The organism is Dokdonella sp. (assembly GCF_035703485.1).
GTDB lineage: Bacteria > Pseudomonadota > Gammaproteobacteria > Xanthomonadales > Rhodanobacteraceae > Dokdonella.
Genome location: NZ_DASSYD010000198.1, coordinates 1 through 23369, shown reverse-complemented (window position 1 = coordinate 23369; position 23369 = coordinate 1). Strand labels below are relative to the sequence as shown.

General features: G+C 58.6%; 18 protein-coding genes, 1 tRNA gene and 2 pseudogenes. 10 read left to right on the top strand and 11 right to left on the bottom strand.

The genetic code is table 11. The features are described from left to right. Nucleotides 1–435 precede the first annotated feature (435 nt). From VFN25_RS15170 to VFN25_RS15155, 4 genes are all read right to left on the bottom strand, one after another. On the bottom strand, nt 436–696 hold the full coding sequence (locus tag VFN25_RS15170; protein ID WP_325143397.1) for a hypothetical protein: 261 nt from the start codon (nt 694–696) through the stop codon (nt 436–438). Nucleotides 697–905: 209 nt separating this feature from the next. Continuing rightward, the gene (locus VFN25_RS15165) at nt 906–1823 is read right to left on the bottom strand and encodes a glyoxylate/hydroxypyruvate reductase A (protein ID WP_325143395.1); all 918 of its coding nucleotides are present in this window, start codon (nt 1821–1823) and stop codon (nt 906–908) included. Nucleotides 1824–2034: 211 nt separating this feature from the next. Then, the gene (gene ylqF / locus VFN25_RS15160; protein WP_325143393.1) at nt 2035–3036 is read right to left on the bottom strand and encodes a ribosome biogenesis GTPase YlqF; all 1002 of its coding nucleotides are present in this window, start codon (nt 3034–3036) and stop codon (nt 2035–2037) included. Between the two features lie 729 nt (nt 3037–3765). Then, nucleotides 3766–4521, bottom strand: a complete 756-nt coding sequence (locus tag VFN25_RS15155; RefSeq protein WP_325143391.1) for a hypothetical protein — start codon at nt 4519–4521, stop codon at nt 3766–3768. 298 nt (nt 4522–4819) lie between these two features. Between VFN25_RS15155 and VFN25_RS15150 the strand changes: the two genes are divergently transcribed. From VFN25_RS15150 to VFN25_RS15120, 7 genes are all read left to right on the top strand, one after another. Continuing rightward, nucleotides 4820–7234: a type I restriction-modification system subunit M gene (locus tag VFN25_RS15150; protein WP_325143389.1), complete on the top strand. Its 2415-nt coding sequence runs from the start codon at nt 4820–4822 to the stop codon at nt 7232–7234. Then, on the top strand, nt 7225–8520 hold the full coding sequence (locus tag VFN25_RS15145) for a restriction endonuclease subunit S (protein ID WP_325143388.1): 1296 nt from the start codon (nt 7225–7227) through the stop codon (nt 8518–8520). The genes VFN25_RS15150 and VFN25_RS15145 overlap by 10 nt, the downstream gene beginning before the upstream one ends. After that, nucleotides 8517–9224 (top strand): DUF3800 domain-containing protein, encoded by a 708-nt coding sequence (locus tag VFN25_RS15140; protein ID WP_325143386.1) that lies wholly within the window; start codon nt 8517–8519, stop codon nt 9222–9224. The genes VFN25_RS15145 and VFN25_RS15140 overlap by 4 nt, the downstream gene beginning before the upstream one ends. After that, a complete protein-coding gene (locus VFN25_RS15135) occupies nt 9221–9715 on the top strand; it encodes a hypothetical protein (protein ID WP_325143384.1) in 495 nt (164 codons plus the stop codon). The genes VFN25_RS15140 and VFN25_RS15135 overlap by 4 nt, the downstream gene beginning before the upstream one ends. Nucleotides 9716–10412: 697 nt before the next feature. After that, entirely contained in the window at nt 10413–11588 is a 1176-nt protein-coding gene (locus VFN25_RS15130; RefSeq protein WP_325143382.1) for a Fic family protein, read from the top strand. An 11-nt stretch (nt 11589–11599) separates the two neighbouring features. Next, complete coding sequence (locus tag VFN25_RS15125) at nt 11600–14752, top strand: HsdR family type I site-specific deoxyribonuclease (protein WP_325143380.1); 3153 nt, start codon at nt 11600–11602, stop codon at nt 14750–14752. Then, nucleotides 14752–15468, top strand: a complete 717-nt coding sequence (locus tag VFN25_RS15120; RefSeq protein WP_325143377.1) for a SprT family zinc-dependent metalloprotease — start codon at nt 14752–14754, stop codon at nt 15466–15468. The genes VFN25_RS15125 and VFN25_RS15120 overlap by 1 nt, the downstream gene beginning before the upstream one ends. 57 nt (nt 15469–15525) lie before the next feature. Here VFN25_RS15120 and VFN25_RS15115 read toward each other — a convergent pair. Together VFN25_RS15115 and VFN25_RS15110 are read right to left on the bottom strand one after the other, a co-directional pair. After that, a pseudogene (locus VFN25_RS15115) lies at nt 15526–16155 on the bottom strand (HD domain-containing protein). Nucleotides 16156–16599: 444 nt separating this feature from the next. Beyond that, the gene (locus tag VFN25_RS15110) at nt 16600–17679 is read right to left on the bottom strand and encodes a hypothetical protein (RefSeq protein WP_414648980.1); all 1080 of its coding nucleotides are present in this window, start codon (nt 17677–17679) and stop codon (nt 16600–16602) included. 393 nt (nt 17680–18072) lie between these two features. Here VFN25_RS15110 and VFN25_RS15105 point away from each other — a divergent pair, with 393 nt between their 5' ends. Together VFN25_RS15105 and VFN25_RS15100 are read left to right on the top strand one after the other, a co-directional pair. Then, nucleotides 18073–19071, top strand: a complete 999-nt coding sequence (locus VFN25_RS15105; RefSeq protein ID WP_325143374.1) for a hypothetical protein — start codon at nt 18073–18075, stop codon at nt 19069–19071. After that, complete coding sequence (locus VFN25_RS15100) at nt 19068–19964, top strand: hypothetical protein (RefSeq protein ID WP_325143372.1); 897 nt, start codon at nt 19068–19070, stop codon at nt 19962–19964. Before VFN25_RS15105 ends, VFN25_RS15100 begins: the two co-directional genes overlap by 4 nt. Before the next feature lie 311 nt (nt 19965–20275). Here VFN25_RS15100 and VFN25_RS15095 read toward each other — a convergent pair. After that, a tRNA-Phe gene (locus tag VFN25_RS15095) sits at nt 20276–20351 on the bottom strand. A 274-nt stretch (nt 20352–20625) separates the two neighbouring features. On the opposite strand from VFN25_RS15095, the gene VFN25_RS15090 reads away from it, so the two are divergent. Next, nucleotides 20626–21039, top strand: a complete 414-nt coding sequence (locus VFN25_RS15090; RefSeq protein WP_325143370.1) for a DUF6491 family protein — start codon at nt 20626–20628, stop codon at nt 21037–21039. Between the two features lie 106 nt (nt 21040–21145). Here VFN25_RS15090 and VFN25_RS15085 read toward each other — a convergent pair whose 3' ends face one another. From VFN25_RS15085 to VFN25_RS15070, 4 genes and pseudogenes are all read right to left on the bottom strand, one after another. Then, entirely contained in the window at nt 21146–21418 is a 273-nt protein-coding gene (locus VFN25_RS15085) for an oxidative damage protection protein (RefSeq protein ID WP_325143368.1), read from the bottom strand. Between the two features lie 25 nt (nt 21419–21443). Next, nucleotides 21444–22481: an A/G-specific adenine glycosylase gene (mutY, locus tag VFN25_RS15080; RefSeq protein ID WP_325143366.1), complete on the bottom strand. Its 1038-nt coding sequence runs from the start codon at nt 22479–22481 to the stop codon at nt 21444–21446. Between the two features lie 16 nt (nt 22482–22497). Further along, complete coding sequence (locus VFN25_RS15075; protein WP_325143364.1) at nt 22498–22854, bottom strand: VOC family protein; 357 nt, start codon at nt 22852–22854, stop codon at nt 22498–22500. Nucleotides 22855–22874: 20 nt separating this feature from the next. Beyond that, a pseudogene (locus VFN25_RS15070) lies at nt 22875–23369 on the bottom strand (hypothetical protein); the annotation flags it as partial.

Here is a 23369-nt window from a genome sequence, read left to right as displayed (position 1 = left end):
GTTAACCCAAGCCCATGCCTTGGCGTGCCGATCTCGATGAAGCAACCACCAACTGGAGAGCCGTGTGCGGGAGAACCGCACGCACGGTTCGGAGGGCGGGGAGGTGATGAGCCTTCCCGACCCCTATCGAGAGGTGGGTTGAAGATTCTGGTGGGCGGGGGTTCTCAGGCGCCTGCCAGTTGCCGGCTTTGTCCATCTTCGTAGTTCCGAGGTTCATCGGGCGGAATCCTGGAGCACGCATCCAGCGACCAACGTAAAACCCCCTCGACCCTCCAAGTCACCGTCGCCCCTGCGAAGGCAGGGGCCCAGCGCCTTTGGCTTTACCCGCCAAGACGAAAAGCAGGGTCATTGAACCCCTGCCATGGCTCAGCCGAGCCTGCCCTGTGCTTTTCAAAGGGAAGCATGAGCGGATGTTTCAGTGGCGTTCCAAACCCCTCAAGCGCAGCGAACCCCCATCACATTGATTCGGCGCTCCACGCATTTGCGTTCAATGGCCGCAAGCAGCTTCAGATATTCATCTTCCTCGCGGCAGGAAATCTGCATCGCGACGCTGTGCCAGACTGGCCCGGCAGTGGAGGACTCCTGGTTCTCCCGTGCCCGCGTGAGCACCGCGTCAACGACCTCACGTGCGCGCAATGCAATTTGATCGACCGAGGATTTTCTCTCGCGATCTCCAAACAGGATCGTCACATTCATCGGCAATCTCCGTTCATTCAACTAGGGTCGAGTGTCCCTGAAGTCAGATGAACAACAGGAGTACAACAACATGAAATTTATGTGAAAGCGCAGCCAGCCAAGCCTTTTCGACCAGAACTCCGCGCGCAAATCGGTGCCCGACCGCAAGCAAGCCGTGCTTTGACAAGTAAATTCTTTGGCTTGGCCGCCGCAATCTCAGCCGGAATGACTCAGTACCCTCGCGCCCGATCGACGATGCCGCTAATCGATTCGCCACGTTCGAAGCCGCGAATCTTCTCCGCAACCTGACTGCAGGCCGCGGAGTATGGCGTCAAGGCAGCCACATGGGGCGTTATTCGTACTCGCGGATGGGTCCAGTAGCGGTGATCGCGCGGCAACGGTTCGCGATGGAACACATCAAGAAACGCTTCCGCAATCTGTCCCGAATCCAGCACCTCAAGCAAAGCCTCATCATCCACGATTTCGCCGCGCGAGAGATTAGCCAAGGCCGCGCCATCAGGCAATTGCGCCAGGAGTTCACGACCCAGCAGACCTTCGGTATCGCCCGTCAGCGGCAACAACACCAGCAGCACCTCACTGCGTGCAAGCAAGACATCGAGTCCGGCTGATCCATGCACACAATCGATGCCCTCGATCGATTTCGGCGTTCGGCTCCAACCCGATACGGCAAAGCCGAACCCGGCCAGGGCGTTCGCCACCGCACTTCCGAGCACGCCCAAGCCGAGCACGCCGATCTGGAAATCCTCGCGCATGCGCAAACCGCGCGGCGCCCAGCGCCCCTCGCTCTGCGCATCCGCATACTCGGCAAAACGGCGGAATCGCCGCAAGGCGACATACAGCGCGTACTCGATCATCTGCGCGGCCATGCCGCAATCCTCGATGCGCACCAGCGGCACATCGCGCGGCAACGCAGGCATCGCCAGCAAGCCATCCACTCCGGCACCCAGCGAAAACAGCGCCTTCAATCGTGGTTGATGGGCAAACACGGCCGCCGGCGGCTTCCACAACACCGCGTAGTCGCACGCTGGCGCATCCGGGCCAGCATGCACCTGAGCCTCAGGCAGACACGCCGCCAACGTCTCACACCACTCGTCCTGCTCCTTGGCCGTGCAAATCAGAACGTCCATGACGGCATCCCAAAGATGGGGATTGTACGGAACCCCACACATGTCGCGAACATCGCCCGCTCTTCGTAGGAGAAGGCTTCAGCCGCCCCGAAAAAGGGACTTCCTTCGGTCGCGATGCTCTCCCCCAACCCCACGAAAAAACCTCGCCCGTAATCGGGCTCCAAAAAAAAGTGCGCGTCCCCATGCGCGGGTTTCGCTGGCTCTTATCGCATTACCGCTTCGGTGTTGGCTTCCGCTTCTTCGCTGCACGGTCATCGGCACGCACTTCCTTGCGTTCCTTTTTGCCCAGGCTGCCCGAGCCTTCCTTGAAGCGCTGCTTGCGGGCGGCCTTGTCCTCGGCTTGCCGTGCTGCTGCCTTGTCCAGCTCGATCCGCTCGGCCGCGATCATGTCGGGTGTTTCCAGGGTGATACGGCCAATGATTCCGCTGCGAAACTCCTTGACCAGCAGCTCGCTGATCTTGTGCCGGTTGAACTTGCCACCGGCACCGATCGCGCCACGCTTGACCGCGGCGGCTTGCAGAAACGCTTCCTCGTCGCGGGGCAGGGCATCGAGCTTGAAACGCTCCATGAGCAGATCGGGATAGTGGCGCAGCAGAAATTCGGCGGCGAAATGGCCGACGTCGTCGTACTCCATCGCGGTGTCGCGAATCGCGCCGGTCACCGCCAGTCGGTAGCTGCTATCCACGCTTTCGACCTTCGGCCACAGGATGCCGGGCGTATCGAACAGGATGATGCCGTTGCCGAGATCGATGCGCTGCTGGGATTTGGTCACCGCCGGCTCGTCGCCGGTCCTGGCGATCTTGCGCCCGGCAAGAATATTGATCAGGGTCGATTTACCGACATTCGGAATGCCAACCACCATGGCATGAATCGAGTTCTTGTTTGTCTCTCGCTGCGGAACCATCTCCCGACACAATCCCACCAGCGCCTTGATGCCTGCTGGTTGATCGCTGCGCGTCGGAAACGTCTTGACGTTGCGCTGCTCCTCGAACCGCGCCTGCCACAGCGCCGTCACCGCAGGGTCAGCCAGATCGGACTTGCTCAACACCTTGATGCAAGGCGTGTCGCCACGCAGCCGCGCAATCGCCGGGTTTTCGCTTGAATAGGGAATGCGCGCATCCAGAATCTCGATCAACAGATCAACCTGCGGCAGCAGCTCGATCATGTCCTTCTGGGCCTTGTGCATATGCCCGGGGTACCAGTGAATCGTCATTACTTGAATCCTTGAAGCGATATTTGTGCGGGCCACGCGCGCGCAGTGTGAAGCCGGGTTTGCACGCGATGGATCCAGCCCTTTGGACAGTATGAAGCCAATGCAGTCAAACCATCTCCCGCCAGGCTCTTCGCAGGAGCCCTCTTCAGGGGCCCGTAGAGGGATTCCCGATGGTCGCGAGGCACTTCCCCAATCCACTACAAATACACATCTCAGGACCAAAGCGGCCAAGCCTCCCACGCCATTTCATGAACTCGACGCTTGTTGCGCAGCCGCAGGCCGCAATAGGTGCGAGCGCGATTCGGAATAGGGCGGTGTCCAGGTTACTTGTGCCCCACTGGGCTATTAAGACATCCTTTAATAGCGGGCGAGTGTCTTAAAATTGCCGTTAATAGCCCTTTCAAGACCCCGTTTGGAGCGCCCATGCTACGCAATCTCCGAATTGTGTTGGCACCGAAACCCGCACCCGCGAAAAAGTCGGCGCGTCGAAAGGGCGCGAACGGCTGAAGGTTTTCCGCGCCCAACAAATAGCCGCACCTCTCAAGCTCTTCCCGCTCTTCGTAGGAGCAGGCTTCAGCCGCGATGCTCTTCGTCACGTTGCGGAAGGGCATCGGGCATGAATGCTCCTCCTACAAAATCCGAATCGGTGGCGCGGGTTTCGATGGCTGTTCTCGCGTTACCGCTTCGTTGTTGACTTCAGCCGCGATGCTCTTCCCCAACCCTCTACGATCACACCTCCCTGATTCGAGCCGGCCAAGCCTCCAACGCAAGCTCATGAACCCGCCGCTGCGCCGAATCTTCGCGTTCGCCAACCCCCGAAACCTTCCGTCCAAACATCTGCACCGCAGAGCGCGCGCAATCCAGAAATTGCGGCCAGGTCGAAACATCAACACCATCAATCTTCAGCGGCTCCTGCGCATCCGCAAGGATGGCGGCATAGCGTAATTCCAGCTCATCCGGCGCAATCTGCGGGCGAGGCCTCGCAACGATGGGCAGCAATCGGCGAACCAGCCACTGGATACACAGGAATCGCAATTCGCAGGCCGCATTCAGATCGATGCCGAATGTATAGGGAGGCCGGTCTCCCTGTGTGCACCAGTCCTCGTCCGTCAAACGCAACCCGATCCAGGGCTCGTGAGGGCGAGGCACGGTCATGATGCCGAACAAGCCACCTTCCGCAGGTCGCGAAATCGCAAACAGCAACACCTCGCCACGCCGCGCCTTGCTCAGCATGCCATCGAGCTTGCAGCTATCGATCGCCTGCAGCGGCGCATAGTCAGGCGGCACCAGCATGACATTGAATATTCCCCACTCCCGATACACACAGCGGCTGATCACCTCATCCGTCACCGGCGCCCAATAGTCGGTCTCGACATCGGCGAAGGTGGCGATGATCTCGGCGGCATCCGGCACTGGATAGTTTGTCGACCGGGTTCCGATCGAGATGGAGCCGGTGGCGGAATGCTGTTGTGGGTTCGGGTTCATGCGGCGGGTTCCTGCATTGCGGAGACACTGCGCAGAATCCGATAGCTTTGTCTCAGTGCTTGATACGCGCGGCATGCTAGCGAAGGAATTCGCCCACTGCGCGGGCCTCAAAAACTCAACGCGCGCTTCGTAACCGCCCACAACAATGGCGATGCTCCAGACACCGAGTCCACGGTGCCACGTGGAAAATGCCTCAGTGGCATATCATGAGTCCGGTTTGGCGTAGATCGAATTCTCGATACGCAGCCATATGCCGAAACCGCAGTAACGCACTACCCCTTCCAATCCTCAGTTGAACATGGCAATCAAGAAATCCGAACTGTATTCATCCCTGTGGGCCAGTTGTGATGCGTTGCGCGGTGGCATGGATGCCAGCCAGTACAAGGATTACGTGCTGGTGCTGCTTTTCATCAAGTACGTCAGTGACAAATACGCGGGCGTGCCGTTTGCGGCGATCACTGTGCCGAAGGGCGCCAGCTTCAAGGATATGGTCGCGCTCAAGGGCAAGAGCGATATCGGCGATCAGATCAACAAGAAGATCATCGCGCCTCTCAAGGAAGCCAACCGGCTTTCCGAGATGCCCGATTTCAATGATGCCGGCAAGCTCGGCAGCGGCAAGGAGATGGTCGACAAGCTCACCGACCTGATCAGCATCTTCGAGAACAAGGCGCTGGACTTCTCGAAGAATCGCGCCGAGGGTGACGACATTCTCGGCGACGCCTACGAATACCTGATGCGCCACTTCGCCACCGAAAGTGGCAAGAGCAAGGGCCAGTTCTACACCCCGGCCGAAGTCAGTCGGATCATGGCCCAGGTGCTCGGTATCCGCGAGGCGAAAACCAGCAATGCCACCACGGTGTATGACCCGACTTGCGGGTCAGGATCGCTCTTGCTGAAAGTGGCCGACGAGGCGCGCAGCAAGCTCACCATTTACGGCCAGGAAAAAGACGCCACCACCGCCGGCCTGGCGCGCATGAACATGATCCTGCACGACAACGCCGAGGCGAACATCATGCAAGGCAATACGCTGTCCGATCCGAAGTTCATGGACAAGGGCAGCCTGCGCACCTTCGATTACGTGGTCGCCAATCCGCCGTTCTCGGACAAGCGCTGGAGCACCGGTCTCGATCCGTTGAACGATCCGCACGAGCGTTTTGCCTCGGTCGGTACGCCGCCAGCCAAGCAGGGCGACTACGCCTATCTGCTGCACATCGTGCGATCGCTCAAACCCACTGGCAAGGGTGCCTGCATCCTGCCGCACGGCGTGTTGTTTCGCGGCAATGCCGAGGCGGAGATCCGCCGCAACCTGATTCGAAAAGGTTACATCAAGGCGATCATCGGCCTGCCGGCCAACCTGTTCTATGGCACCGGCATCCCGGCCTGCATCGTGCTCATCGACAAGCAGGATGCGCAGGCGCGCAAGGGCATCTTCATGATCGATGCCAGCAGTGGCTTCGCCAAGGATGGGCCGAAGAACCGCCTGCGCTCACGCGATGTGCACCAGATCGTCGACGTATTCAGCAAGCGGCTGGATGTGCCCAAATACGCGCGCATGGTGGCGTTCGCCGAGATCGAGAAGAACGACTACAACCTCAACCTGCCTCGCTACATCGACAGCCAGCAGCCCGAAGACCGGCAAGACATCGAAGGCCATCTCAAGGGCGGCATCCCGCTCGCCGACATCGATGAGTTGCAGCGCTACTGGGAGGTCTGCCCCAATCTGCGCAAGGCCTTGTTCAAAGCCAACCGCGCCGGTTATGTGGATCTCGCTGTGGACAAGGCGGCGATCAAGCCCAGCATCTACGAGCACCCGCAGTTCGCCGCCTTCATCGACGGCATGAACGCCCACTTCGCCACCTGGCGCAAGCGCAGTGCCAGCAAACTCAAGGCACTCGATACCGGTTGCCACCCCAAGGACGTGATCGCCGAGCTGTCCGAAAACCTGTTGGCGCACTACACCAAGCAGCCATTGATCAATCGCTACGATGTCTACCAGCACCTGATGGATTACTGGGCCGAGACGATGCAGGACGATTTGTACTTGATCGCCGTCGACGGCTGGAAAGCCAGCACCTATCGCGTGATCGAGCAGAAGAAAAACAAGGATGGCAAGGTCACCAAGGAGGTCGACAAAGGCTGGGCCTGCGACCTGTTGCCGAAAGCATTGATCGTGGCGCGCTACTTCGCCGCCGAGCAAGCCGCCATCGACCAGCTCGCCGCCGATCTCGATGCCAGCGACGCGCAGCTGACCGAGCTGGAAGAAGAACACAGCGGCGAGGATGCCGCGTTCTCCGGCTTCGACAAGATCAACAAGGCGGCGGTGAAAGAGCGGCTGGACGAGATCGGTGATGACCGCGAATCACGCGACGAGATCGTGGTGCTCAAGCAATGGCAGAAACTGGATCGCGAAAAGTCATCCCTGAAGAAGCAAATCAAAGAGGTCGAGTCAGAGCTGGACGCAGCCGCCTACGCAAAGTATCCGCAACTCTCAGAGACCGAAATCAAAACCTTGGCAGTCGACGACAGATGGCTGGGCACGCTGGAAACCGTCATTCATGGGGAAATGGATCGGATCAGTCAGGGACTGACGCGGCGCGTGCGCGAGTTGGCCGAGCGCTACGCTGAGAGCATGCCGCAGCTCGTGGATCGCGTGGCTGAGTTGCAGGCGAAAGTCGACGCGCACTTAGAACGGATGGGCTTCGCATGGAGGTGAAGGAGGCTGCAGCCGCTTACCTCAAGCTGTCCGAATTTTCGCTGGATGGGGTAACGCCGGGATTCAAGCGGACGGAATTAGGCGCCATTCCCGAGGATTGGGAGGTCTCAACCGTAGGTAGCGAGTTTTCTATTCAGCTAGGAAAAATGCTCGACGCCGAAAAGAACGTCGGAATATCCAAGCCATTTCTCGGGAATCGAGCTATTCAGTGGGGACGAATTGATCCGTCTTGTATCGGACAAATAAGGCTCACCATCCGTGACCTGCAACGCTACCGACTTCGCGAGGGCGATCTACTTGTTTGCGAAGGCGGGGAAGTTGGTCGGGCTGCAATTTGGCGAAATGAACTTGACGAATGTTACTACCAAAAAGCGCTCCATCGACTACGCCCAAAGCGCGAATATGACACGACGCTGATGCTGAATGTTCTCCAAAAGCATGCCTCTTCCGGCATGCTTCAGAACTTCGTTACACAGACAAGCATCGCTCACCTGCCGAAAGACAAGTTCGAAGACGTCCCCATTCCCCTGCCCGGGAGGATCGAGCAAAAAGCCATCGCCGAGGCCTTGAGCGATGCGGATGCGCTGATCGAATCGCTGGAGCACCTCATCGCCAAGAAGCGCCAGATCAAGCAAGGCGCCATGCAGGCCTTGCTGACCGGCAAGCAGCGCCTGCCAGGCTTTGGCGGTGATCTCGAAAGCAAGCGACTAGATCAGCTGGGTCGTTGGGTCGGTGGCATGACACCGTCCATGCGCAACCCTTCGTACTGGCACGGAGGAACCGTCCCATGGATATCTTCTGGCGACGTAAAATTTCCTCGACTGAAAAGCACGAGTCAGTACGTTACTGCGGCGGCGCTCAAAGATCATACGACTACGTTGGTTCCCGAAAACTCAATTGTTGTTGTCATGCGAAGCGGCATTCTCCGAAAATTCTTTCCGGTCGCCATGAACACGATCCCCATGGCGATCAATCAAGATTTGAAGGCGCTTATTCCAGAAAGTGGGATGTGTGCCGAATACATCCTCCACGCCCTCATCGGTAGTGGAAATGAAATTCTTGCGCGGTGTCTGAAATCTGGCACCACGGTCGAGAGTATCGAGTTCGGTTGGTTGAAGTCGTTCACAATTTTGGTTCCAGGTCGCGAAGAACAAACCGCCATCGCCACCATCCTCACCGATATGGACACCGAGCTCACCGAACTCGAAACCCGGCTGACCAAAACCCGCCAGCTCAAGCAAGGCATGATGCAGGAGCTGCTGACCGGAAGGATTCGCCTCGTATGAGCGCAGTCATCCACATCTACTGTGATGAGTCGTGTCATCTGGAACGCGACAATCAGCGCGCCATGGTTTTAGGTGGACTTTCCTGTCCGGCTGACTATCGTCAGCGTATTGGGCGGGCGATCAAGGGGCTCAAGGCTGAGTACGGAATCCCGTCAAGTCGCGAAATCAAATGGACGCAAGTGTCGCCTTCCACCCTGACTTTCTATCACGCGCTGGTGGACCTGTTCTTCGACGAACCCTGTCTTGGCTTTCGCGCTGTCGTGGTCCCTGAAAAGCGCGCGCTCGAACACGAGCGCTTCGGGCAGAGTCATGATGATTTTTACTACAAGATGTGGTGGCAACTGCTAAGTCGGCTGATAGACGACCAGCACCTGTTTCGAATATTCGTGGACATCAAAGACACCCACAGCGCCACCAAATTGGCGAAATTGCATGAGGTGTTGTGTAACACGCACTACGATTTTAGTCGTGAGCGGATCAAGTCGGTTGAAGCAGTGCGCTCACATGAAGTGCCATTGGTGCAGATGGCTGACGTTTTGACTGGTGCCTTGTCTCATGCGGCCCGCGAGGTGGCGGGAAGCGTGGCGAAACAATCTCTAATCGCCCATGTGCGTCAGCGCAGCGGGCTCAGTCTGGAACGATCAACGCTACCCAATACGCGCAAGTTCAATCTGTTCGTGTGGCAACCCCAAGGTGCGGCATGAGCCAGCCGCCGGAATTATTGCCGTTCGAGGGTGAGTGGGGGTCATACGAGGATGTGTTGTATGACGCGTTCCTGACAAGCTTTGTTCGCGCGGATATCCGTTTCAAGGGTTGGCGCATCAAGGCTCAGTATCGCCCCGATACTCGCGGCAAGGGTTTCAGTTTCTGGCATGTGATCTCGGAAGCGCCGAGTCGGGAAAACCGCAACGAGAACGACCGTATCCCAGCTTTGTCCCGCTGTGCACGAATTCGCTGGATCGCCTGGACAATCGAACAGGCCAACTTGGGTATGGACGGATTCAGTTGGTGGGAGAACCGTCGTGGCCGGGAAACCGGTGTCGTGATCTGGGCTGAGCGCTGGGACTTTGCCGTGATCCTGTCCAAACGTAACGAATTCTATTTGCTCAAGACCGCTTATTGCGATCTCCAGTCACACCGGCGGCGCAGCTTCGAGCGCGAGCGGGGCGCGTTTTGGAAAGCCCAAAAAGGCTGAAGCCCCACGACATTGCTATCGGAGGGCTTCGGATGCTCCTTCCACTAAAGGTGGATGAGACTGCCATTATAGTAGGTCGAACCAACGCGATCTGTCAACGAAATGGCATGCTCGCATACAGGTCACATACAGAAGGAAATTCCAATCCAAGCCATATGGGCGGAGTTTTCAGCGCGCGAGCGTGACGTCAATCAACTTGCCAGTCTTGCCGCGCAACGTGCTTTCGATCTGCCGGATGCTCCTGCCAGTCTCAATGGCGGTGGAGCTGGCCACTGCGCGTGCAATGGCCCTCTTGCTGGGCGCTTTGCCAGTGCGGCGAGCCTTGGCTGCAGTGGTTGGCTTGGCAGGTTTCATCGCATTGATTATACGGGATCATCCCGAGTGTTTTCGCTTGGTTGTCGTCGTTCAGCAGGTTGCGTACGGGAGGGTTGATCGGGCGCAGGGAGTGGATGAAAGGTACGAACCGGAAAGGATTGCGCGGCAGCGGCTAATCAACGAATTGGAGCTACGACTCCGAAACCTGTGGCGTGCTCCGTTGCTGACCCGAGTTTGAACTTCGCGCGCTCGGTGTTTCCACTTGGTTACGTGCCGCATTAAAGATATCGTTCCGTTCAGGATTCTATAAGCATCTGTTTTTATTAGCTCCGATGCGATAGATTAAAGATCATTTGAGGCGTCGTTACGGAAAAATCCACGCATGGCTCGTTTTGTTCACCACGATCTGCGCCTGCTGAATCCTGCTTTCAGCTCGCCACTGCTGGATGTGCTCACCGAACTTGAGCATCTACGCCGGCTGGAATTGCGCGGCACGACGCCCCCACCCGTGTTCATGCAGCTCAAGGCCGTATTCCATCTTCTGGAGAGTCTGGCCTCGGCGCGCATCGAGGGCAATCACACCACGCTGGCTGACTACGTCGAGCGCAAGGTGACGGGTAGTGGCAGCGGTGACGACGAGGCCCACGAGATCGGCAACATCGAGGAGGCTATGCGTGAGGTGGAGCAATCTATCGCACCGGATGCCCCGATCAGCGAACACTTTATCCGCCAGTTGCATGGTATGACCGTGGATGGCCTCAAGCGCGAAGGCGACCGCACGCCCGGCGCATGGCGTAGCGGACCGGTGGCGATAGCTCAGGCCGAGCATCGACCGCCCGATGCTATCAACGTGCCGGCCTACATGCAGGAACTGGTGGCTTTCATCAATCGCGACGATCCGCCGAAATATGGCTTGATGAAAGTGGCGCTGGCCCATCATCGCTTTGCCTGGATTCACCCGTTCGGCAATGGCAACGGCCGCGTAGTGCGTCTGCTGACCTATGCATTGTTGATCAAATACGGGTTTCGAGTGCAAACCGGTGGACGCGTGCTGAACCCCGCTGCCGTTTTTTGCACCGATCGCGAGCGCTACTACGCGATGTTGGCGCGCGCTGATGAGGGAACAGATGAGGCACTCGAAGATTGGTGCACGTATGTGTTGTCCGGAGTGTTGGATGAATTGCGCAAGGTGGACGACCTTGCTGACTATGCCTACCTGACCCGCGAGATCCTGTTGCCCGCTCTGGCCCTGGCGCGCGAGCGGCAATGGATTACTGCGCAGGAAGAGTCTGTGCTCGCTCTGACCGCCCGCAAGGGTCAGGTAAAGGCTTCGGATCTTGCCGAGGCCATGCCTAAGCTCAACGCCGCGCAACGCACCTACCAGATCCGCAAGATGGTCCAGAGCGGCATGCTGCAACCGGTGCAACCGGGCGCGCGGCAATATGTGCTGGGCTTCACCAACAACTATTTGCTGCGCGGGGTCATTCAGGCGTTGACCGCCTCGGGTTTTGTCCCGGCCAGCGTCAGCGCACCGCCGGCGCCGGCAAAAGACGCGTGATGGGGAGTGGCATGGATGACATAAGCAAGCCGGAACGCTCGACGCAACGGCGGGTGATCGCACTGTTTCGCGACGAGCTCGATTACGACTATCTCGGTGATTGGAGCGATCGCGACAACAATCGTCAGATCGAGGATGGCCTGCTGACCGATTGGTTGACCCGGCGCGGCTGCACCACGGCGCAGATCAGTGTTGTGCTGCACAAACTGCATACCGAGGCGGACAACCCGAGTCGGGATTTGTACGAGAACAATCTGGCCGTGTACCAGTTGCTCCGCTACGGCATACCGGTACAAACGCAAGTCGGGCAAAACCACGAGACCGTGCAACTGATCAACTGGGCCAATCCGGATGCCAACGATTTCGCCATTGCCGAGGAAGTCACCCTCAAGGGCGACTTCGAGCGGCGGCCGGATCTGGTTCTCTACGTCAACGGGCTCGCTGTGGCAGTGATCGAATTGAAAAACAGCCGAGTCAGCATCGGTGAAGGCATTCGCCAGTTGCGATCCAATCAGTTGCCTATCTTCAATGCCTGGTTTTTCAGTACGGTTCAGCTGGTGATTGCAGGCAACGATTCGGAGGGCTTGCAGTACGGCACCATCGAGACACCGGCAAAATTCTTCCTCAAGTGGAAGGAAGACGAGGCTGATGACAGTCGCTACAAGCTGGACAAGTACCTGCTGAAGATGTGCCGCAAGGATCGGCTGATCGAGCTGATGCGCGATTTCGTGCTCTTCGATGGCGGTTTCAAGAAGGTACCGCGGGTGCACCAGTATTTCGGTATCAAGGCCGCGCAGCAGCATACCCACGAGCGCAAGGGCGGGATCGTCTGGCACACCCAGGGCAGCGGCAAGAGCATCGTGATGGTGTTGCTGGCCCGCTGGCTGCTGCAGCACAACCCGCATGCGCGCGTGGTGGTGATTACTGATCGCGACGAGCTGGACAAGCAGATCGAGCGGGTATTCCGCAATGCGGGTGAAACGATCTATCGCACCCACAGTGGCCGCGACCTGATGCGCCAGCTTGGTCAGGCATCGCCCCGGTTGCTGTGTTCACTGGTGCACAAGTTCGGGCTGGATGCGCGCGGCAGAAAGGATCAGGAATTCGAGGCGTTTATCGAAGAGTTGCAGGCGCAACCCAGCGCCACGGTGGGCGAAGTGTTCGTGTTTGTCGACGAATGCCATCGTACGCAGAGCGGCCGGATGCACAAGGTCATGAAAGCCCTGATGCCCAACGCGGTATTCATCGGCTTCACCGGTACGCCGCTGCTGAAGAAAGACAAGCAGACCAGTCTGGAGGTATTCGGCGGTTACATCCACACCTACAAATTCAGTGAGGCAGTGGAAGACGAAGTGGTGCTGGATCTGGTTTACGAGGCGCGTGATATCGATCAGAAGCTGGGTTCTCCAGAAAAAATTGACCAATGGTTTGAAGCCAAGACTCGAGGGCTCAACGATTGGCAGAAGGATGAACTGAAAAAGACCTGGGGCACCTTGCAGCGTGTGCTGAGTTCACGCTCGCGCATGGAGCGTGTGGTTGAGGACATGGTGTTCGATTTCAGCGTCAAGCCGCGCCTTTCCAGTGAGCGAGGCAATGCCATTCTCGTGGCGCGCAGCATTCTCGATGCCTGCAAGTACTTCACTCTGTTTCAGAAGACGCCGCTCAAGGGCAAGTGCGCCGTAGTGACCTCGTACAACCCGCAGGCGGGGGATGTGTCACTGGAAGAGACCGGCGCCAACAATGACACCGACAAGCAGTTCATCTACAACACCTATACCGAACTGCTGACAGACGTCACCGCGCAGTCAGGCAAGAGCAAGACAGAAACCTACGAGGATCGTGCCAAGAAGCTGTTTGTCGAGAAGCCCGCCACCATGCGTCTGCTGATCGTGGTGGACAAGCTGCTGACCGGCTTCGACGCGCCGCCATGCACCTATCTCTATATCGACAAGGCGATGCAGGATCACGGCTTGTTCCAGGCGATCTGCCGGACCAATCGACTCGATGGCGACGACAAGAATTTCGGCTACATCGTCGACTACAAGGATCTGTTCAAGAAGCTGGTGAACGAGAAGGGCACAGGTGCGCTTCAGGTGTATTCCTCCGAACTCGATCACAGCGCTGAAGGCGCAGACCCCGACGTGCTGATGCAGGATCGCCTGGACAAAGGCCGCGAGCGACTGGATGACGCGCTCGAGGCGTTGAGCCTGCTCTGCGAACCTGTGCCATCGCCAAAAACGGATCGCGACTACATCCGTCATTTCTGCGGCAATACCGAGATCGCAGAGGATTTGAAGAAGTATGAGCCGCGTCGGGTATCGCTGTACAAGGCGGCCGTGGCCTTGCTGCGAGCCTATGGAAACCTTGCGGACGATCTCGTGGGTGCCGGCTATGACGGCGGCGATATCACGCGGATCAAGGGGGACGTAAAGCGCTACACCGATCTGCGTGAAGTGATCCGCCGAGCCAGCGGTGAAACACTGGACCTCAAGCCGTATGAGGCCGACATGCGCCATCTCATCGATACCTATATCGAGGCGAAGGAGCCGCGCAAGATTTCCGCATTCGACGATCTGGGTCTGTTGGACCTGATTGCTCGAAGCGGAATGGAAGATGCAATCAATCAGTTGCCGGATGGCATCAAGGGTAGCAAGGAAGCGGTGGCCGAGACCATCGAGAACAATGTGCGCAGCAAGATCCTGCAGGAGCATCTGAACAATCCGGCGTACTTCGAAAAGATGTCGGCGCTGCTGGATGAGGTCATCAAGTTTCGCAAGGAGCAAGCGGACAAATATGAGGATTACCTGAAAAAGATTGGCGATCTGATTGGCAAGGTGAGGGCGGGACACTCGGATGACACGCCGGAGCCGCTCAAACGCAGTGCGGGATTGCGCGCGATCTACGACAATCTCAGAGTACAGGTGGCACCTGCCGCAGCCTCAAATCTTCAGGATCAGGCCGGTCCGCTGCCTGTGCCTGATCCGAGGCTGAAGCTTGCCGTCGACATTGATGAGGCAGTGAAGCGCGAACGCCACGCCTCCTGGCGCGGCCATGCCGCCAGGGAGAATCACATCAAGAGGGAGGCGCTGCTGCCGTTGCTAGGCGACGATGTTGCTGAAGTGGAGCGGATATTCGAGATCATCAAGCAGCAGCCGGAATATTGATGGTTACCCGCATTGACCTAGGCAGCATCCGTGTGGATGTGGTGCGTAAGGAGATCAAGAACATTCACCTCGGCGTCTATCCGCCTTCGGGAAAAGTACGGATTTCCGCACCTGTGTGGATGGAGCTGGATGCGATCCGCTTGTTTGCGATCAACAAGCTGGCCTGGATCAAGCAGCAACAAAGGAAACTGCGAGCACAGGAGCGGGAGACGCCACGCGAGTATCTCGAACGGGAAAGTCATTACGTTTGGGGTAAGCGATATCTGATGCAAATTATCGAGCGCGAAGCCAAGCCATCAGTGGAGTTGACTCATCGACACCTTCGACTGCAGGTACGCCCAGGTACGGACGCGAGCAAGCGTGAAGAGCTGCTGGCCGATTGGTATCGGGATCAACTCAAGCGAGCCGTGCCGGCGCTGCTTGCAAAGTGGGAGCCGATCATCGGCGTGCGCGTTACACGCTTCTACGTGCAACGCATGAAAACCAAGTGGGGTAGTTGCAACGCCGAAGCGCGGAACATTCGATTCAATACCGAGTTGGCCAAAAAACCGCCGGAATGCCTTGAATACATTGTCGTGCACGAGCTTGTCCATTTACTGGAGCCGACCCACAACGATCGCTTCGTTGCGTGGATGAATAAGCTCATGCCTCACTGGCGGGATTTCCGCGATATGCTCAACCGACTTCCAGTTCGCAATGAGCATTGGCACTACTGATGCGAAGGTGCCTGGCAGCAATAATCGCGGAATAGCTTCCGATTTCCGGTTCAAAGGCTATTGGCTAGTCAGTCCGATTCGCGAAGTAGCCCCGGCCAGTTCATGAATGCGAGCAACGACGAGTTCGAGCTGTGGCGCCATGCCGATGTTCTTTCTGGTGAAGATTTCTGCCAGCGATTGTTAGTAGCGCAGTGTTCCATCGCGGCCTGCTGTGAATCGATCAAAAACCTTGGTGCCGACGTTGGGGTTTTCGAGATCGGTCAAAATCGCGCGGGCGTTGTGTAGCTTGTCGCAGCCGGATACGAGCAGGGTCGTATCGTCGGCCTTGGCCAGATGGGCGAGATAGGTGAGTTTCCTGCGTGTCCAGTCCTGGCCTTTGGCATCGGGATCGGAGTGCGTCGCCTTCTGTTCGGCGCTGCCATCCGTGCAGTCATCGACGATCTTTCCAACGGCATCACCAAACTGGGCGCGAACCAGTGCGCGATGCGGTTCGCCGCAATCCTCGATGACATCGTGGAGCAGGCCGGCAATCGCTTGATCCTCGTTGCCACCATGCTCGATGACCAGGCTGGCAACGCCAAGCAGATGATAAAGGTAGGGGATGTTTGATCCTTTGCGGACTTGCGCGGCATGGGCGATGCGGGCGTAGTCCAGTGCGTCGGTGAATCGCTTGGTGATGGCGGTCATGAAAGCTCCTGTTGGTAAGTGGTTTTGTGAATTGACGGGCCAGCAACCTGTCGGGCTTTACTCGGCAGGGCTGCAAATCCGGCTGTTCGGTACATATTTCCGCCGATTTTTGACCCATAGCACCACTATGGGCCTGCAAACCGTCAAAAATCTGCCCTCGCCCAGCCGAATTGTCGCCTCAACCGGTAAAGTCCGACAGGCTGCCAGGCGACCCGATTTCGGAAGCAGTTCTGGTGTCCTGCATTGAAGAATCCGAAAGGGTGCTCGACCATACGGAGCGGTGGCTGCGCGAATATCGCCCGGAGCTGTTGGCAGATGAATAAGGAGCGATCGCTGCCAGTGGGTGCAGTCGATGGATGCGGTGGGCCCAGCCTCCGGCGAGGACGATTTGTGCCCGCCACGGCGCCAGGGCTTCAAGCAAGCGGGAGAAGGCGGCCAGGTCGTTCACTTGTCGCTTCCTTCGAGAACATTGCGCAGTGCCTTCTTGCGGATCAGCTCGGCTTGTTCGTGTCCGCGGGATGGATGCGCGGAGACGTCGAGCCAGATCTGCAGGACATCCGCAATGGCGATGCCATCCTGGTGTACGGCTCCGCGAAAGAGAGATTTCGGCGCGGGCGCTTGTCTGAGCACCAGGTCGAAAGGCTCATTTTGAGCTGATGGAACCAGCCCTTTCCATGCGCTGTTGTTCCGGCGCGGTAGTTTTTCTACATAGACATGAGGTTGTACCCCGGACACATGGCCGAGGTTGAGCGCGTCGGCTGCGGCGAAGAGGCCGAGGCAGGCGTCGCCGTCCGATACGACCTTCCTCAGCTTTTTCTCTGTTGCACCGGGAACGAGGAAGCGCATGCGAATTTCCGGTGACGATCGGTGTCCTGCCGATTGCCAGCGCTCGAACAGGGCTTTTCGGCGAACGAGCTTCAGGTACTGCGACGATTCGTCGAGGAATCCTTCCTCGCGTAGTTGTTGTCCGAGCCGAAATGCGCTCATTACGGAAACACCCGCTGCTCTGGCGAGTTCCGATACGTTGCGATAGCTGTCTCGCGGTGCGCTCAACAAGTGCTCGGGGATTTCGGGAGCGAGCAGAACTTTCAGCATCCACTGGTTGAGGTCCGAGAACATGTTCGATGCATGGATGGGCGGCTTTTTGTAAAGCCTGGAGATCTGGCCGGGATCGACCTGCAAGCCTTCAAGTCCATCACCGATGAAGTGCCGCACACCATTGTCGGCAACGATGGCTATGGCGACATCGGGCGCATGAAGCTTGGCAAATTGATCGACTTGCCTGAGCAGAATTTCCTTTGCGTCACCTACATGCACGATGGCCATTGGGCGCGCGCTGCCAAGTTTCCGGGCCGCCGATTGCGCCTGAAGGATGGCTTGGGAGAGGAGGGGGATCACGCGGTCTCGACGCCCCTCGGAGATCGCCTTGATCTCGACGACATAGGCGCGAGACTTTTTCTTGACGATGAGATCCGCGTGAAATTTGCCGACCGCTGGCTCGCGCTGAACCTTCCAGCCATCCATTTCGAAAAGCTGAGCGACAAATTCTTCCGAAGCCCTTGCAGGGCTGGATGAAGCACCGGAGTTCATGGTTTGGCCTCCTGACAGGCTATCTCATGGCCAAGATAATTAACATGGCCATGCGAAGTAACATGGCCAAGATAGCATCAGGGAATGTGCCAGGCAACTGGAATGGGAGGGTAGAGGCAACGCCACGGCCATGGAGCGACTCAGCAAATGTCTGAATAACGTGGCGCGCATTCGGCTGGCAGCCGAAGTTGGCGCGAATGCCCCTGAAGGCTCGAAACTCCGGGGTTCACCGGAAAATGCGCGCGCTACGTGCAGAATCAAAAATCACTTGCAGAATCATGTTTAACGTGCAGAATAGGCAGCGACTCACAGTCCAAAGGCCAAGTTGTGCCAGCCACCATCCGGAAATCGCTGCGCCGACTGCGCAGTACCCGCGATCTGAAGGCGGAGATACTCGCGCTGGCGGCGGCGCTTGTCGGAAATAAGTCGCTGGGGCGCCTGACCGTTGTCGATCCGGTTGTGAACGAGACAACGGTGCGAGATGAGTGGGGTCGGCTGGTGCTTGCCATCTCGAAGGAAATCCGTGATCGGATGTCCCTGCATTTCGAATCCGCCGCCGAAGTTGTCGGGCAATCATCGGTGTCGGGCAGCGGGTCCGCGCTGGTCGAGCTGGATCGGCCCAACTACCGCTTTGAGGTTCTGCGCCTGCTGATCGGCGCGGGGCTGAAAAATGATCGTGCGCAGCCAGAGGCCGCCAAGGGTGCGCGGATTGAAGGCAGCCAGCTCGGGTTGATCAAGGCGATCGGGGTTTCGCAGACGCCGGTGCGCAGTGCGCTGGCGGCATTGAAGGATGCGGGCATCATCAAGGACCTGCGCGGGCTGGATCTGACGCCCGAGCGGATCTCGCTTGAGATGATGGGGCGGATTGGCGCATTGCCGCAGGTGCTCAGGTTTCGCTTTGAGCGCGGCGCGCAGATCAAGCCGGCATCGACGCTGCTGAAACGCGTGTTGCCGCTGTTGAGTCCGGGTGCGCCCGCGGATTGGGAGGCGCTTTCACTTTCAGGCTCGCCGGTTGCGCTTGCCGATGTGGCGAGCCTTGATCTGATGGGCATGCCGCGACTGGATCTGCTGGCGCATGTTCCGCGCGATGCAAAAACCTTCGACGCGCGCATTTTGCGTCTGCTTGACGATGGCCTCGAGCTGGAACCGAATGTCCTTGCTCCGGCGCCGGTCGTGATCAGTGTCGTTCGCGCCGAAACCGGATATGCCCGCGAGGCCGGTCTCGATCACGCACGCTGTGCCCATCCAATGGATGTGTTTCTGTCCCTGCTCGATCTCGGCTTGCGCGAACAGGCGCAGCACTATGCAAGGGCGCTGCGCCAGTGAACTGGCAACAGGAACTCGATGCCGAAGCGCTGTTGCGGCAAGTCGCCGAACAGATTCCGCAGGCACTGCGGCCGAACGTTGTCGTCATCGGCAGCATCGCCGCGGCCTGGTTTTTCCGTGATGTATCGGGCACGCACTCGGTGGCGACCAAGGACATCGATATCCTGTTGCGCCCGGCCATCGAAGCCGTGGCGACGGCGCAAACGCTGGGCCAGAAACTGCTCAAGGAAGGCTGGAAGCCGCAGTATCCGTTCGGCATGGCAGCGGGTGCCGCCGCCACGCCGGTCGACGATCTCCCGGCCTTGCGTCTAAGCCCACCGGATGTGGAAGCTGGGTGGTTTGTCGAACTGCTGGCCGAGCCGCCGGCTGACCAGGCCACGCGCAAACACTGGCGTCGTCTCAATACCGAGGCCGGCGATTTTGGCTTGCCGAGTTTTCGCTACATGCCGGTTGCCGTGCATGCCGCCGAAGATACGCAATTCGGCCTGCGCGTCGCACGACCGTCGTGCATGGCGCTTGCGCACTTGCTCGAGCATGCGGATCCGGATCGAACACCGATCTCCAGCCTTCACGGTCTGCCGCCACGTTTTACCAAGGATGTCGGTCGCGCCATCGCACTGTGGTGGCTGGCGGGCCAGCAATCGGTCACGGCAGGACAGGTTTGGCGACAAAGTTGGGATGAGACGCTGACGGCGCTCTATCCCGGTCACACCGGCGAGATGCTGGCTGCCGCCCGCGCCGGACTCACCGCCGTCGCCGACTATCTTCGCGAGTCACACCAGATTGCATTGAACGGCGTACTGGCACCGCACGGCACCACGCTCGATGCCTGGCAGCGCGCCTACGCAAGCCTGCTGGCCCTGATCGACCAGGGCGCAAATTCGAACGTTTGATATTGAAACCTGGATTGAGTGCGAGGGCATTGGAGCTTGGTAGAAAACTGCTCGGCAACTGCTCCTGCGTTTCGCGCATTCAAGCCATCCATGGCGTTTGGCAGAAAACTGCTCCTGCGTTTCCTGCATTCACGCCATCCATGGCGCTCGACGGACTGCGCAGGCAGGATGCCGAAGCGAACGGCGAAGCCGGCCCCGAAGGGGTAAGCGCCAGGAAGGCGCGCATCATCGAACCGCGCTCTATCGCGGTTCGATTCCCATGGCACGAGGAATTACACGCTGCCGGAAACCTTGGAGGAACTTGAATGGAATGGTGGCCGAGGACGGAATCGAACCGCCGACACGGGGATTTTCAATCCCCTGCTCTACCAACTGAGCTACTCGGCCCTTGTGCTTGCGTGCCGGGGCGCTGAAGGCCACGGCGAAGGGGCGCGTATTAGAGCGATTGGGGGCGGATTCGTCAAGCTTGGTGTGTCGTTGGCCGAGAAAATCCGCAGGTTTGAAGTCGATTGGGGGATGATCGTGGGGTCGATTCCCTGGCGAAGCCGAAGCCTTCATCGGAATGCGAGATGAACGGAAACCGAGTGCTTGCGTCAGTTTTGCACTCAGTCTCGTCTGATTGAAGTCTGTGTATTCACCCAACCCACGGAGTGGCATGACGATGAAAACCCTGTTGACAATTTTCGCCTTGCTTTTGGCGACCAGTGCTTCCGCTCAGTCACGCGAGAAGCAGGAGATGGCGTTGAAGGAGTACCTTCCATACGTCGGTGAGCCGGTCAATCGATTCCAGTTTTGGGATCTGAAGCGCTGGGAGGTCGTTGGCGAGTACAAGGTGGTTGTCTGGCCGCGACTCAATGAAGCGTATCTGTTGACGGTTGATCCGCCGTGCAGCGACCTCGAGTGGACGCAATCGATCGGCGTGAGCTCGAATGCACATGTGGTCAGCAAGAATTTCGATTCGGTAATGGTCGGCATTGACACCAAGCGCAAGTGCCGGATCAACGAGATTCAGCCGATTGATTACAAGAAATATCTGGCGGATCGCAAGCAGGCCAAAGATGCGGAGAAAAGTTAGCAGCCCGTTGAAGGCCGTTTGCAGGCAACCCTTCAGGGGCGATGCTTTTTTTCGCGGGAATCGCGAATGGCAGGAGCGAGCCCCTTATCCAACGGCTTGTCAGGCGCTACGACTGGAGCGATTTGATGAACCCGGGTGGGGCTTCCGAGCCTTCGCCGAAGAAATACTTTTCCATTTCCGCGCTGAGGAATGTTCGTGTGGAAGCGTCGAGGGGGTTCAGGCGGTTCTCGTTGATGAGCATGGTCTGGTGTTTCATCCAGTCGGCCCAGGCTTGCTTGGAGACGTTTTCGTAGATGCGTTTGCCGAGCTCGCCGGGCCACGGGGCGAAGGCGAGGCCTTCGGCTTCAAAGCCGAGTTTTACGCAGTTCACAGTTCGCATGGGGCAGATTCCTTGGCGTGTTTGTTCAATGTTGCGCCAACAGTTTACGCACTGGTGCAGGAAGGCCAAGCGTATCGAGCTCATCGGGCCGCACCCAGGCACGATCAGGATCATCGGCGATACGCGATTCATCGGCATCGATGTGCATCAGGATCGGCGTGATGTGCAGGCGAAAATGGCTGAAAGTGTGGATCAGTTCGGGCAACACCTGAATGCGTGGCGAGGCGATCCTGTCGAATGGCGCAAAGAAGGATTGCGGACGCTCGACGTCGACACCTTCCGGAAGACTCCAGAGTCGTGCCCAGACGCCGGTGGGCGGTCGGCGCTCAAGCAGCACGCGGCCTTCGGCATCGCGCGCGATCAGCATGGTTGTCGTGCGGCTTGGTATCGTTTTCGCTGGTTTTTTCTGCGGCAGTGCGGCGGTCAAGCCATCGCGCAAGGCGACGCATGTGCGATGCAGCGGACATTCCGCACAGCGCGGTTTGCTGCGCGTGCAGACCAGCGCGCCGAGATCCATGATGGCCTGGGTGTAGTCGGCGGCGCGTTTGTCCGGCGTGTGCGATTCGGCGAGTTGCCATAGCTGATTTTGCACGGCACTGGCGCCGGGCCAGCCTTGAACGCCGTGGAAGCGCGCAAGTACGCGGCGCACATTGCCATCTAGGATCGCATGCGACTGGCCGTGTGCCTGGGCGAGGATGGCTGCGGCAGTGGAGCGACCGATACCGGGCAGGGCGCTCAATGCTTCGATCGATTGCGGCAGTTCGCCGTTGTGCTCGGCAAAGCAGATTTGCGCGCAGCGATGCAGGTTGCGTGCACGGCTGTAGTAGCCGAGGCCCGACCACAGCGCGAGTACGCGATCCTGCGGCGCGGCAGCGAGATCGGCGAGGCTCGGCAGGGCGCGCACAAAGCGTTCGAAGTACGGAATCACCGTGCGCACCTGGGTCTGTTGCAGCATCACTTCGCTGAGCCAGACGCGATAAGGCGTCCGCGGATGCTGCCAGGGCAGGTTGTTGCGGCCGTGGATATCGAACCAGGCGAGCAGGTTTTTGGCGAAGCTATCCATGGGTAGTCGACACGCGCTATGCCGACTCGTGCTGGAGGATATTGATCAGTCCACCGAGCGGATCGCGGACGTGGAAGCGTCGCACGCCCCAGGGTTCGCTCACCGGGCCGTATTCGATCGGGACATTTGCGTCCCTGCATCGCTGAAGGGCAGTTTCGAGATCATCGACTTCGATGGACAGTCTCGGCACGGCGGTGCCGGAGCCGCCTTCGGAGGCAAAACTGACCTGGACGGGCATGCGTTCGCCACTGCTGTAGGTACGGATCCAGCCATGATCCATGGCCAGGTCCAGGCCGAGGATGTCCCGGTAGAAAGCATCGACGCTGGATGGCTCGACGGTTTCGATGTTGGCAACGATGCGTTTGATTTTCACACGCGGCAGCTCGATTCCGCTCAGTTGCCAGCGCTGGCGTTGGCCAGCGACGCCGGCAGCAAACCATCGACAAAAGCCTGGGCATCGAACACGCGCAGGTCTTCAATGCCTTCGCCTAGTCCGATGAAACGGATCGGCAGGCCAAACTCGCGGGCCAGGGCAAAGACAACACCACCCTTGGCGGTGCCATCGAGCTTGGTCACGACGAGACCGCTGACACCGATCGCTTCGCGGAAATGCTTGAGCTGGGCGATGGCGTTCTGGCCGGTGGTGCCGTCGATGACCATGAGCACTTCGTGCGGGGTGCTGTTATCGATTTTTGCGAGTACGCGGCGGATCTTGGAAAGCTCGTCCATCAGGCCGGATTGGGTGTGCAGGCGACCGGCGGCCGCGCAAACCCGGAGCTGGTGCGCACCGAGCTGGAGCGAAAACTCCATGCGTAGTTGGGACACGCCAGCCTGCGCGCGGCGATTCCGCTGAAAACGCCAGGACACTACCAACCGGGAGCGTGCATA

What these genes read in the sequence shown, in the direction of transcription:
- VFN25_RS15170 (WP_325143397.1), bottom strand. Translation starts at nt 696, where the DNA reads ATGAATGTGACGATCCTGTTTGGAGATCGCGAGAGAAAATCCTCGGTC.
- VFN25_RS15165 (WP_325143395.1), bottom strand. Translation starts at nt 1,823, where the DNA reads ATGGACGTTCTGATTTGCACGGCCAAGGAGCAGGACGAGTGGTGTGAG.
- ylqF (WP_325143393.1), bottom strand. Translation starts at nt 3,036, where the DNA reads ATGACGATTCACTGGTACCCCGGGCATATGCACAAGGCCCAGAAGGAC.
- VFN25_RS15155 (WP_325143391.1), bottom strand. Translation starts at nt 4,521, where the DNA reads ATGAACCCGAACCCACAACAGCATTCCGCCACCGGCTCCATCTCGATC.
- VFN25_RS15150 (WP_325143389.1), top strand. Translation starts at nt 4,820, where the DNA reads ATGGCAATCAAGAAATCCGAACTGTATTCATCCCTGTGGGCCAGTTGT.
- VFN25_RS15145 (WP_325143388.1), top strand. Translation starts at nt 7,225, where the DNA reads ATGGAGGTGAAGGAGGCTGCAGCCGCTTACCTCAAGCTGTCCGAATTT.
- VFN25_RS15140 (WP_325143386.1), top strand. Translation starts at nt 8,517, where the DNA reads ATGAGCGCAGTCATCCACATCTACTGTGATGAGTCGTGTCATCTGGAA.
- VFN25_RS15135 (WP_325143384.1), top strand. Translation starts at nt 9,221, where the DNA reads ATGAGCCAGCCGCCGGAATTATTGCCGTTCGAGGGTGAGTGGGGGTCA.
- VFN25_RS15130 (WP_325143382.1), top strand. Translation starts at nt 10,413, where the DNA reads ATGGCTCGTTTTGTTCACCACGATCTGCGCCTGCTGAATCCTGCTTTC.
- VFN25_RS15125 (WP_325143380.1), top strand. Translation starts at nt 11,600, where the DNA reads ATGGATGACATAAGCAAGCCGGAACGCTCGACGCAACGGCGGGTGATC.
- VFN25_RS15120 (WP_325143377.1), top strand. Translation starts at nt 14,752, where the DNA reads ATGGTTACCCGCATTGACCTAGGCAGCATCCGTGTGGATGTGGTGCGT.
- VFN25_RS15110 (WP_414648980.1), bottom strand. Translation starts at nt 17,679, where the DNA reads ATGGATGGCTGGAAGGTTCAGCGCGAGCCAGCGGTCGGCAAATTTCAC.
- VFN25_RS15090 (WP_325143370.1), top strand. Translation starts at nt 20,626, where the DNA reads ATGAAAACCCTGTTGACAATTTTCGCCTTGCTTTTGGCGACCAGTGCT.
- VFN25_RS15085 (WP_325143368.1), bottom strand. Translation starts at nt 21,418, where the DNA reads ATGCGAACTGTGAACTGCGTAAAACTCGGCTTTGAAGCCGAAGGCCTC.
- mutY (WP_325143366.1), bottom strand. Translation starts at nt 22,481, where the DNA reads ATGGATAGCTTCGCCAAAAACCTGCTCGCCTGGTTCGATATCCACGGC.